The 11,565-nt window shown below is 28.8% G+C and carries 15 protein-coding genes; 11 read left to right on the top strand and 4 right to left on the bottom strand.

Annotated features, from left to right (window positions below):
- Positions 1–15: 15 nt before the first annotated feature.
- The 3 genes from fdhD to ABXT56_RS04785 are packed head-to-tail and all read right to left on the bottom strand — an operon-like array spanning position 16 to position 1,829.
- On the bottom strand, positions 16–858 hold the full coding sequence (gene fdhD / locus ABXT56_RS04795; protein WP_415299579.1) for a formate dehydrogenase accessory sulfurtransferase FdhD: 843 nt from the start codon (positions 856–858) through the stop codon (positions 16–18).
- A gap of 45 nt (positions 859–903) precedes the next feature.
- Positions 904–1,389, bottom strand: coding sequence for an HPP family protein (locus tag ABXT56_RS04790; RefSeq protein WP_415299578.1), 486 nt, complete (start codon positions 1,387–1,389; stop codon positions 904–906).
- A gap of 29 nt (positions 1,390–1,418) precedes the next feature.
- The gene (locus ABXT56_RS04785) at positions 1,419–1,829 is read right to left on the bottom strand and encodes an iron-sulfur cluster assembly scaffold protein (RefSeq protein ID WP_415299577.1); all 411 of its coding nucleotides are present in this window, start codon (positions 1,827–1,829) and stop codon (positions 1,419–1,421) included.
- Between the two features lie 43 nt (positions 1,830–1,872).
- Here ABXT56_RS04785 and ABXT56_RS04780 point away from each other — a divergent pair, with 43 nt between their 5' ends.
- The 8 genes from ABXT56_RS04780 (at position 1,873) to ABXT56_RS04745 (ending at position 8,489) form a co-directional block, all read left to right on the top strand.
- A complete protein-coding gene (locus ABXT56_RS04780; RefSeq protein WP_415299576.1) occupies positions 1,873–2,484 on the top strand; it encodes a molybdenum cofactor guanylyltransferase in 612 nt (203 codons plus the stop codon).
- Position 2,485: 1 nt separating this feature from the next.
- The gene (locus tag ABXT56_RS04775) at positions 2,486–3,733 is read left to right on the top strand and encodes a molybdopterin molybdotransferase MoeA (protein WP_415299575.1); all 1,248 of its coding nucleotides are present in this window, start codon (positions 2,486–2,488) and stop codon (positions 3,731–3,733) included.
- Between the two features lie 48 nt (positions 3,734–3,781).
- A complete protein-coding gene (locus ABXT56_RS04770) occupies positions 3,782–4,687 on the top strand; it encodes a DMT family transporter (RefSeq protein WP_415299574.1) in 906 nt (301 codons plus the stop codon).
- A gap of 5 nt (positions 4,688–4,692) precedes the next feature.
- Positions 4,693–5,910: an aminopeptidase P family protein gene (locus ABXT56_RS04765; RefSeq protein WP_415299573.1), complete on the top strand. Its 1,218-nt coding sequence runs from the start codon at positions 4,693–4,695 to the stop codon at positions 5,908–5,910.
- A 3-nt stretch (positions 5,911–5,913) separates the two neighbouring features.
- Positions 5,914–7,029 carry a serine/threonine protein kinase gene (locus ABXT56_RS04760; protein ID WP_415299572.1) on the top strand — a complete coding sequence of 372 codons (1,116 nt, stop codon included), beginning with the start codon at positions 5,914–5,916 and terminating at the stop codon, positions 7,027–7,029.
- A 2-nt stretch (positions 7,030–7,031) separates the two neighbouring features.
- Positions 7,032–8,075: a threonine aldolase family protein gene (locus ABXT56_RS04755; protein WP_415299571.1), complete on the top strand. Its 1,044-nt coding sequence runs from the start codon at positions 7,032–7,034 to the stop codon at positions 8,073–8,075.
- Positions 8,075–8,227, top strand: coding sequence for a hypothetical protein (locus ABXT56_RS04750; protein ID WP_415299570.1), 153 nt, complete (start codon positions 8,075–8,077; stop codon positions 8,225–8,227). Before ABXT56_RS04755 ends, ABXT56_RS04750 begins: the two co-directional genes overlap by 1 nt.
- Positions 8,228–8,312: 85 nt before the next feature.
- The gene (locus tag ABXT56_RS04745; RefSeq protein WP_415299569.1) at positions 8,313–8,489 is read left to right on the top strand and encodes a hypothetical protein; all 177 of its coding nucleotides are present in this window, start codon (positions 8,313–8,315) and stop codon (positions 8,487–8,489) included.
- A 281-nt stretch (positions 8,490–8,770) separates the two neighbouring features.
- Here the strand turns inward: ABXT56_RS04745 and ABXT56_RS04740 are convergent, their stop codons facing one another.
- The gene (locus tag ABXT56_RS04740) at positions 8,771–8,998 is read right to left on the bottom strand and encodes a hypothetical protein (RefSeq protein ID WP_415299568.1); all 228 of its coding nucleotides are present in this window, start codon (positions 8,996–8,998) and stop codon (positions 8,771–8,773) included.
- A 59-nt stretch (positions 8,999–9,057) separates the two neighbouring features.
- Here ABXT56_RS04740 and ABXT56_RS04735 point away from each other — a divergent pair, with 59 nt between their 5' ends.
- The 3 genes from ABXT56_RS04735 to ABXT56_RS04725 all read left to right on the top strand — a co-directional run bounded on the left by ABXT56_RS04735 (position 9,058) and on the right by ABXT56_RS04725 (position 11,562).
- Positions 9,058–9,855: an FkbM family methyltransferase gene (locus ABXT56_RS04735; RefSeq protein ID WP_415299567.1), complete on the top strand. Its 798-nt coding sequence runs from the start codon at positions 9,058–9,060 to the stop codon at positions 9,853–9,855.
- Positions 9,856–9,944: 89 nt separating this feature from the next.
- Positions 9,945–11,345: a Glu/Leu/Phe/Val family dehydrogenase gene (locus ABXT56_RS04730; RefSeq protein WP_415299566.1), complete on the top strand. Its 1,401-nt coding sequence runs from the start codon at positions 9,945–9,947 to the stop codon at positions 11,343–11,345.
- Positions 11,346–11,355: 10 nt separating this feature from the next.
- On the top strand, positions 11,356–11,562 hold the full coding sequence (locus tag ABXT56_RS04725) for a SlyX family protein (RefSeq protein WP_415299565.1): 207 nt from the start codon (positions 11,356–11,358) through the stop codon (positions 11,560–11,562).
- Positions 11,563–11,565 lie beyond the last annotated feature (3 nt).

Below are 11,565 nucleotides of genomic sequence, written 5' to 3'. Positions count from 1 at the left end.
ACCCTATTAAAATTTTTAATTTTTTATTATAATTCTTTCATTATTACTATAAATATTAAAGCTACCCTCTTTTACAAAGCCAACTAATGTCATGTCAAACTTATTAGCTAAATCTATAGCGAGACTGGTTGGCGCACCCACACCAATTAAGACACCTATATTAGCCATAAGAGCTTTTTGGACTAAATCAAAATTAAGTCTGCCAGAGCAGGTTAGAAATTGAGAGCTATTATCAAGTAAACTTTGTTTTAAAACGAATCCAATTAGTTTGTCTAAAGCATTATGTCGGCCCACATCTTCTTTTACAGCAATAATTTCTCCATTAGCTCTAAATAACCCGCTGGCATGAATTCCACCAGTCTTTGAAAACTCAGATTGGTTTTGTTTTAATATATCTGGAGATTTCATTATAATCTCATGTTGTATTTTAGGTATAGATTTCAGTATTTTATCTTTCTTAATAATTTCTAAAGATTCGAGAGATGTTTTTCCGCACACACCACATGATGAATTAGTCAAAAAATTTCTTTTAATTTTATCGATGTCTATATTCTCTGAATTGTTTATTGTAATAATAACCTTATTTTGTAATTTATATTGCCCAACAGGCTCACCACTAGTTACAATATTTTCTATATGGCTAATTTTTTCAATTACTCTTTCATTAAAAAGAAAGCCAGTAACTAAATCCTCGTCATCTCCAGGTGTTCTCATCGTAATGGATATAGTATTTTCTATCCAATTTTCTTTATCTTTATATTTGAGTATTATTTCCAATGGTTCTTCAATGGATATTTGATCATTAACCTCTTTCGACTTATTAGATCTAAATTTTATGACTTTATAATTAGAATTCATTTATCCAGTATATTTAAACTGGCTAAATTTGAAACAAGGAAAAGATTATTTTTTCCAACTACTTGGGTAGTTTTTCTTTAAAATGAAACGATTTAGAATAATTGCGTAAACAATTATTATTATTGAACCAAAAATAATTGGATTTAATAAAAAATCATAAGAAACTGCACCAAGTATTATAACAATAGGATTTCCACCTGCTGGTGGGTGAGTTACACCAAGTAGTATCATTACAAAAATACCAAGACCTACAGCAATAGCAATTTGTAAAAATTGATCAACTGGAAGGAACTTTAAAATTAATACACCAACTACAGATGTTACTAAGTGTCCAAAAAAAACATTTTTGGGTTGAGCAAAAGGACTTTCTGGATATCCAAAAAGTAAAACCATAGAAGAACCAAATGATCCAGCTAAAAACAATCCATAAGGAGTTTCAAAACTTAAGAATGAAAGGGTACCAATCGTGACTATTGAGAATATTAAAGCATATAGAGCTCTGTTAAAGTTTTCTTTTATTGTATTTATCATATATTTTTATCTTTAATGTTATTGTTAGTTTAAAGTTTAAGGGCTTTTGAAAGAGTTTTAAAAGGAAGCAATAAACATTCTTTTCTTGAAATATTTTCTGGGTTCATTATTTTTTTAAAAACTTTCAGATCCTTTATATTAATTTTTTTTAATTGTTCAAAATTTTCATCAAAGAAAAACTCAGCATTTGAGACAAAATCTGAAATTTTTTCTATTGGTGCTTGCATAACCCACTTTGAAAGTAAACTAACAGAAGCTTGGCAATATACACATGATTTGCACTGATATCCTATATCTTGAACTATATTGTCTTTAACTATTAAAGTAATTTCCATTTCATCACCACATAAGGGGTTCTTATTTTTCGATTGATGTGTATGATTTTTAACTACTTTGTGGTTTTCACTGTCAGATGCGATTTCTAAAATTTTTAAGTCCATTATAATTCTTTAATTAAGAGATTAATGTTTTATATTTTGATTTATGGAAGATAACAATATTTTAGCTGTTGTGCTAGCGGGTGGAAAATCAAAGAGATTTGGTGAAGATAAAAACCAGACAAAACTCGGTGATAAAACATTGTTAGAGCACGTTTTATCAAAAATTAGCAGTAGATATGAAGAGATACTTATTGTCTCAAGCAATAGTTTAGATACTAAAAAAATAAAAAATGTAACAATAATTCCTGATTGTTTTGATGACTTTGGACCATTAGCAGGAGTTCTGAGTGCAATGAAATGGGTTAAAGAAAATCAAAAACCATATCGGTGGATTGCAACATTTCCATCAGACACACCTTTTTTTGAAACATCAATTATTGATGAATATCAAAAAAGAATTAAACTAAAAGATAGCCTGTTGTATTTTGTTAAGTCAAACGACAAAAGACACAATATTTTTGGTTTATGGTCAATTGAATTATTAAAACTACTTGAAAATGATTTGATTAATAATAATTTTAGAAAAGTGGAAGATTGGGCTAATAAAATAGGGGTTAAAACAATTGATGTTGAGACTAAAAAATTTGATCCCTTTTTTAATATAAATACCAAAGAAGATTTAGAAGAAGCAAAAAAAATACTAAAAAAAAATTAAAATGATTACTTATAAAGAAGCTAAAAAAATCTTAGTAAAATCAAAGATTAAAATTAAAGATGAAATTATTAACTCATCAAAGTCATTAAATAGGATTAATGTATTAGATATCTATTCAACAGTAAATTATCCAGCTGGAACTAATGCTGCATTTGATGGTTTTGCAATTAATTCAAAAGATACAAGTAAGTTAAATAAAAATAATTCACAAAACTTTAAAATTTTAAAAATTATATCGGCAGGAGATAATCCGTCATTAAAAAAGGTAAATAAGTTTGAAACTGTTGAGGTCATGACAGGTGCACTTATACCTAAAAATTTTGATACTATTATTCCAATAGAAAAAATTGTCTTTAATAAAAATAGAAAATTTATTGTAATTAATGAAAAAATAAAAAAAAATCAACACATCAGATATGCTGGATCTGATTACAAAAAAAGAGACTTGGTAATTAAAAAAGGCACCATAATTCAACCTTCTCATATATTAGCTTTTAAAACATTAGGCATAGTAAATATTAAAGTTAAAAAGAAGCCTAATATTTTATTTTTTTCAACGGGAAATGAAATTTCTAACAATAGGGATGTTGCTAATTGGAAAGTCAGAAACTCTAATAGTCATTATATAAAATCCTTATCTGATAATTTTTTATTTAACTTTATAGATGGTGGAATTTTAAGGGATAAGGATGCTAAACTTTTTCAAAAAAAAATAGAAAAAAGTTTTAAATCTAAAATAGATATTATAATTACATCTGGTGCTGTATCTGCTGGTAAGCATGATTTTGTTCCATATATAATTAAAAAATTTGATTTATCTAATTTTTTTAAAAGTGTTTCGATTAGACCTGGTAAACCAGTAATGTTTGCAAAATTCAGTAAAGCTGAAAAAGTTATTTTTGGGCTACCTGGTAATCCTATTTCTTCATCTGCTTGCTTTAGATTTTTTGTTTACCCTTATCTACTTAATATCCTTGGAGTTGGGGTTGAAAAACCAATTAAAGCTAAATTAAAGAATAATTATTCCAAGAGTAAAAAGATTATTAGATTTTTAAAAGCAAAGTTAACTTCAACTAATGATGGAAAAATAGAATTAGAAGTTTTAAAAGGTCAAGAATCCTTTAGAATTAAATCATTTGTTCAGTCAAATGTGTGGGGTCTTTTTAAGGATGGACAGTCTAAATTTAAAAAAGGAGAATTAATTGATTGTTATTCTCCAGTTGTGCCAAATTTTAATATCTTTGAGTAGTGATCATTTTTATTGTAGTGCTAAATAATTAGCATTAAATATCGGTTAATGATTGAATTAAAAAATGAAAAAATAGCCATCCCAGTTGTATTAATAGCAGGTATTATTTGGTCTTTTGGTCCTTTAGTCGTTAGGTATATGAATGAGCCAAACTTAGTCCCATGGCAGTATATTTTTGCACGCGGATTGACAATTTTTTTAGTAATTAATTTGTATCTTTTTTTTGAAGAAGGAAAAAGTTTTTTCAAAAATTATTTTAGAATTGGAATGTCAGGTATTATTGGAGGTTCTGGCCTTGGGATTGCTATGATAACATTTATATATTCAATTACAAATACAAGTGCAGCTATCACTTTGCTTTGTTTAGCTGCAATGCCTTTTTTTACCGCACTGTTAGGTTTTATGTTTTTAAAAGAAAGAATATCAGTAAATGTTTGGATTGCGATTGTCATTGCAACTATTGGGATAATAATTATAGCCTTAGGTAATACACAGAAAAGCTCTTTACTAGGCCTAGTATTTGGAATGATTTCTTCAATTGGTTTTTCTATTTTTTCTGTAACTTTAAGGTGGAGAAAAGAGACACCTAAATTTACTACCGTTGCTTTTGCAGGATTCTTTTGTTTTATATTTGCAACAATAATTATTTTATCAAATGATTTGGTTTTTTTTTCTACAAGCTATAATGGTGCTTTATTTTCTTTGCATGGAACCTTGGTTTGTATGGGTTTAATTTTATATTCTATAGGATCAAAAGCTATACCAGCAGCAGAACTTACTTTACTCTCACTAATGGAAGTTATTGGTGGAATTTTTTGGGTGTGGGTACCATTTTTGGGAATTAATGAAATACCTTCTACTAATACTATTATAGGTGGTTTCTTTCTTTTTATGTCCATTATTTATTATAGCCTTACCATCAAAAGCAATAGAAGATTTATTGCGCTAAATTAATTAAGATGGAAAGACCAGATTTTTTTACACTCAAAAATGGTGAAAAGGCAAAACTTCCTTTTACAGATCAAGAATATAAAAGACGACTAACTAATTTAAGAAGTGTAATGAGCAAAAATAATTTGGAGATGATTATTTTAACGTCAATGCATAATATTGCTTACTATACAGGTTTTATATATTGTTCTTTTGGAAGGGCATATGGTTGTGTTGTAACAGCTAATAAAATTTCAACAATATCTGCAAATATAGATGCCAGTCAACCTTGGAGAAGATCACATTATGATAATGTTATATATACTGATTGGAAAAGAGATAATTTTTTAAAAGCAATAGTTTCAATTATAGGAAGAGATGAGCCTCCAAAAAATATTGGTATTGAAAATGATCATGTAACTCTAGATATTAAAGAAAAATTAACTTCTATTTTTACATTTTCAGTTTTTACTGATATTTCAAAGGATTTGATGGAACTTAGAATGATTAAATCAACTGAGGAGATAGAAATTATCAAGCATGGAGCAAGAATAGCTGATCTTGGAGGCGAAGAGATAAAAAAGTCTATTAAAATAGGGGAAAGTGAGATTGAAATTGCAATAGCAGGTAGAGATAGAATGGAACGTGAAATTGCAAAAACATATCCAGACGCAGAATATATGGATACTTGGGTTTGGTTTCAATCAGGTTTGAATACTGACGGTGCACATAATCCTAAAACTAATAGAAAATTAAAATCAGGAGACATTTTATCTTTAAATACATTTCCAATGATTTCAGGATATTATACTGCCCTAGAGAGAACTCTTTTTGTAGATAAAATTGATGATGCTTCTTTAAAAGCATGGGAGGCAAATATTAAAGTTCATAAAAGAGGCTTAGAATTAATTAAACCAGGTATAAAATGTTCATCAATTTGTCATGAATTAAATGAACTTTTTGCTGAACTTGGTTATCTTCATTACCGAACATTTGGTTATGGTCATTCTTTTGGTGTTCTGTCTCATTTCTATGGAAGAGAAGCAGGGTTAGAATTACGTGAAGATATAGATACTGTCCTAGAGGAGAATATGGTTGTTTCTATGGAACCAATGATCATGATACCAGAAGGAAAACCAGGAGCTGGAGGTTACAGAGAGCACGACATTCTAGTTATAGGAAAGAATAGCGCAGAAAATATTACTAAGTTTCCTTTTGGTCCAGAACACAATATTATCAAATCATAAATTATGAGCGAAAAAAAAACTATAGTTAATAGCTGGAATGAATGGGATCCTTTAAAACATGTAATTGTTGGAAAGGCAGATGGCACTTGCATACCAGCTCCAGAACCAGCACTTGATGCAAAAGTTCCAGAAGATTCTGATATGCGAGGTCAGTTTGGACCAAGAACAAAAGATACAGTTGATAAGGCAAATCAGCTTCTTGACAATTTTTCTAATATGTTGATCAAAAGAGGCATTAAAGTAGATAGACCAGATCCAATAGATTTTGATAAAAAAACATCAACTCCAGATTGGAAGGCAGATACAATGTTTGGCTGTATGCCACCAAGAGATGTTTTATTAACTGTTGGAAGTGAAATTTTAGAAGCAACAATGAGTTATAGATGTAGATGGTTCGAATATCTATGTTACAGACCTTTGTTAAAAAAATATTATGATGAAGATCCTAATATGAGACATGAAGCTGCTCCTAAACCAAGATTAACTGATGCGGATTACAGAAAGGATTATTTATCAGATAAAATTGGAATTCAAAAAAGATTAGAATGGACTGAAGATAAGTTTTTTGTAACCACTGAAGAGGAACCCTTATTTGATGCTGCAGATGTTTTAAGATTTGGTAAAGATTTAGTAGTTCAACATGGTTTTACAACTAATCTTAAAGGGATTGATTGGTTAAAAAGACATTACAAAGATCATAGAGTTCATGCAGTTAACTTTCCTGGTGACCCATACCCAATTCATATTGATGCAACATTTACACCAATTAAAGAGGGTTTAATTATTAATAATCCACAAAGAAGACTACCAAAGGAACAAAGAAAATTATTTGAAAATAATGGCTGGGAAATTATTGATAGTGCACAACCAGCTCATAATGAACCACCTGCACTTTGTTATTCGTCAACATGGTTGTCAATGAATGTATTAGTTCTTGATCCTAAAACTGTGTGTGTTGAAAAAAGTGAAGTTTATCAAGCTGAACAATTAGATAAATTAGGAATGGAAGTAATACCGGTTGAAATGAGAGATGCCTATGCATTTGGAGGTGGACTTCATTGTTGTACTGCAGATGTTTATAGAGAAGGTGAATTGAAAGATTATTTTCCAAAACAATAAATATGGAAAAAATTAAAACAAAAAGAGAGCGAGTAAAATTTGCTTCAGATAATGTTGCAGGTGCTTGTCCTGAAGTATTAGATGCAATTTTAAAAGCTAATGACGGAGATAGAGCTCCCTACGGTGATGATGAAATTTCAAAAAATTTACAAGATAAATTTTCAGAAATATTTGAAAAAGAGGTAATTGTTTTTCCAACATCTTCTGGAACTGCGGCTAATGCACTAGCTTTATCTACGATGACACCATCTTTTGGAAATATCTATTGTCACAAACTTTCTCATATTAATGTAGATGAATGTGGAGCACCTGAATTTTATACTGGAGGAGCAAAATTAGTAAATCTTAACGGAGTTAATGGAAAAATTACAGCTGAGGAGCTCAATAAATCAATTAGTGGAAAGGGCGTTGTTCATCACACTCAACCTTCGTCAGTAAGCATTACACAACTTTGTGAAACAGGTGAAGCTTATGAATTAGATGAAATAAAAAAAATATCAGAAATTGCTCATAATCATAAACTTAATATGCATATGGATGGAGCTAGGTTTGCTAATGCTTTAGTTTCATTAGATTGTAGCCCTGCAGAAATGACTTGGAAATCTGGTATTGATGTACTTTCTTTTGGAGCAACTAAAAATGGATGTTTAGCAGCAGAAGCTATTATTTTTTTCAAACCAAAGTTAGTTGGTAACTTACCCTTTTTAATGAAAAGAGCGGGGCACTTACTCTCAAAAATGAGTTTTGTATCAGCACAATTAGATGCCTATATCACAAATGAAGTCTGGCTAAGAAATGCAAAACATGCAAACGCTATGGGTAAAATATTAAGTCAAGGTTTAGACCAACACAAAAATATTGAACTGGCTTATCCTACTGATGCAAATGAAATATTTGTAAAGATACCAAAAGATATAATTGATCAATTAAATTCAGAAGGATATACAATTAATGATGATGAGTGGGATGGTAAGGCGGTTAGATTAGTTACTGCATGGAATACTAATTTATTTGATATTGAGACTTTTTTAAATTTTATTAAGTAATGCCTAGAAAACCTAACTACAAAGATTTATTAAAAAAATTTAAAAAAAGAAATATTAAAAATCCAGAAAGATTAGCAACAGCCTATGTCAAAGGATTAACTGCAGGATCCAAAAAAAAGGCTGCTAAAAATTTAGCAGGGATTATAGATTAAAGAAAAAAGAACCTAGAATCGCTGAATTCTATCTAGCGACTATTCTACACCTAGATACCCAATTTATGATCGAGTAGAGTTTATTATGGCTACATTAGATGGAATTATTGATCCAATATATTTTTTGATTACCTCAATAACATTTATATTATTAAGTATAATCCAATATAAAAAATTTGGAAAAACTATGGAAACAAAATATCTTGCAGGTTTGTCAACTTTTTTCTTATGTAGTTACATTGCTATAATTTTAAAAAATTAGAAATGATTAAATTTATTCTACCAGCTATAATTGTCCTCTTCATTGTAGTATTCTGGGAAAAAATCACTGAAATAGTTCTCAAAAAATTTAATATTAGATTGAATTATATTATAATGAGCGCTGTGTTAATGACTATCACTATAATAATTCTATTAATTAATTATGGATAAATTTAATTAATGAAAAAACTTTTAAGGATTGTTTCTGGGTTATAGGATTATCTGGGAGAGACTAGAAACAAACTAGAAACATTTTCGAGTTAGAACAAAATGTTCTCTTGCTTAACTTGGGCTGCTCTTCAAATGTTCAATGTAATCAACAACATCTTGAAACTTTTCATCAGGAATATCTTTATATGAGTTGCCAAACTTCTCTTTGACACAGAGAGCAACATGAGCGTAAGGGTTTCTTCCTTTAGAGTGATTTGGATGGCTTGGTAACTGACCCAGTAAATAATCGCCAGCTTCCTGTATCATTTTCCACAGTTTACTTGCGTTTTCTTTTTTCATTTATTAAATTTAATCTAATTAGTTATTGCACATTATTATGTCTCATATAAAGAAGATAAATGATTATTAAGTATATTAAGATTATAATAAAGAAAATTTTAAAAAAATTTAATATTTCTATTTTTACAAATATCCCAAAAAGAAGATTACTGAAGTTTATAGAATTATTAAAGCCTCATGATCTTGGTTATGATTTGATTAGAATTGGAGACGGTAATGAAGCAGGATATTTAGTTCCAAATATTTTGGATAAAATAAAGTATTGCTTTTCTCCTGGTGTTGGTCAATCCTCACAGTTTGAGAGTGATCTTGAAAAAAGAGGAATAAAATCTTATCTTGCAGATTTTTCAGTTGATAAAGTTGAAAATTTAAAAATATCAAGTTTTTTAAAAAAAAATATAAATTCTTATAATTCAAAAAATACTATATGCATAAATGACTGGATAGAGCAAAATTCAAGTGAGTATGAAGAAAATTTTTTATTAGAAATGGACGTAGACGGATCAGAATTTGAAATTCTTTCATCTATTACAGAAAAAAATTTAAAAAGATTTGGTATATTAGTTATAGAATTTCATTATTTTGAACTAATTGCACATGAGGCCTTTTTCAAAATATATTTTCCATTAATTGAAAAAATTCGTGATTCTTTTGAGGTTTCACATCTACATCCGAATAATGCATGTCCTTTAATTGAGGCAAGTGGAGTTGAATTTCCAAGTGGTTTAGAAGTTACTTTTTTAAACAAAAAATTTGTGAAAGAAAAAAAAAAAATTAAATCTTTACCTCATAAATTAGATAAAAAATGTATAATCGGTAAAGATGATATCTTTTTACCATCCTATTGGTATAATTAGAATATGTTAGTCTTTTTTGGTTAATACTTACTATAAACACACTTTAAAATTAAATAAACTACAACCAGCTAACAAATAAATTAGATAATATGAGCTTTAAAGATAATGTAGATCTATATGTTGAACAATCAGCTAAATTATTAAAATTTAGTGATGATCTCATAGATCATATTAAATCTACTCACTCTTTAATTAAAGTTAATGTTGGTGTCGAAATAGATAAAAAGATACATAACTTTACAGGATGGAGAGCTGTTCATTCAGAGCATATTTTACCAAGCAAAGGGGGAATGCGCTATTCTATAAACGTTGATCAAGATGACACAGAAGCATTGGCTTCATTAATGACTTACAAGTGTGCAATCGTAGATATTCCTTTTGGTGGATCCAAGGGTGGTCTTAAGATAAATCCAAAAAATTATACTGAGCAACAACTTCGCTTAATTACAAAAGCTTTTGCAACTAAATTAATTAATAAAGGCTTTATATCACCTGCTATAAATGTTCCAGCACCCGATGTTGGTACCTCAGAAAAAGAAATGGATTGGATTAAAGATACATACAAATCTTTAAGACCTGAAGATATCAATTATAGAGGATGTGTTACAGGTAAACCGATACATAGTGGAGGTATCAATGGTAGAAAAGAAGCAACAGGTAGAGGAATTGAGGAAGTAATTAGAGAACTGTTTAGACATAAAGATGTTGTTAAAGAAACAAAATTAAAAAATGAATTAAAAGATAATTCAATTGTTATCCAGGGATTTGGAAATGTAGGAAGTAATTTAGCAGAACATTTATATAACAGGGATAATGCAAAAATAATTGCTATAGGTGAAAGTAATGGATATCTCTATAACAAAAATGGCATTAATATTAATAGTCTAAATAAATTTTATAAAAAAAACAAAACTATTAAAAATAAAAAACTTGGTAAATTTTATAATCAACCAAATGAATTAATAGAGTTAGAATGTGATATCTTAATACCTGCTGCTCTAGAAAATGCTATAACAATAAAAAATGTTAAAAAAATAAAAACTAAAATTATTATAGAGGCTGCAAATGGACCTGTATCTTTTGAAGCTGATAAAGAGCTAAATAAAAGAGGTATAATGATTTTACCTGATATTTATGTTAATGCAGGAGGTGTAGTAGTTTCTTATTTTGAGTGGGTAAAAAATATATCTCATATAAGATTTGGAAGAGTTGAGAAACGATTCCAAGAACGTAAAATTCTAGATTTGATAAATTTAATTGATCAAAAAACAAATACTAAAACAAACCCTGAGGTAATTTCAAAAATAGTTCATGGCGCAAATGAAGAAGATCTAGCCTATTCGGGCTTAGAAGATTCAATGCGCAATGCCTTTAATGAAATTTTAGAGATTAAGAAAAGAATAAAAAGATCCTTTAGAGAGAGCACTTATTACCTTTCATTACAAAAAATTAGAAAATTTTATACTTCAGATGGATTTCCAAAAAGATGATATTAGAATAATGGAAAATTTAATCAAAAAATTAGAGGAACAAATAGCTTTTCTTCAACATGAAATTTCACAGATGGGTGATGAGCTTTACTCTCAACAAAAAGAGGTATCAATTTTAAAAAAACAAATATCAAATTTTGAAAAAAGAATTAATGATTTAGAAAACAACACTGAATCAGAAATTGTTATTGAAGATAAAAAACCTCCACATTATTAATTA

This window comes from Candidatus Pelagibacter sp. Uisw_134_02 (assembly GCF_047720265.1).
Classification (GTDB): Bacteria; Pseudomonadota; Alphaproteobacteria; order Pelagibacterales; family Pelagibacteraceae; genus Pelagibacter.
This window is presented reverse-complemented; position numbering and strand designations above follow the sequence as displayed.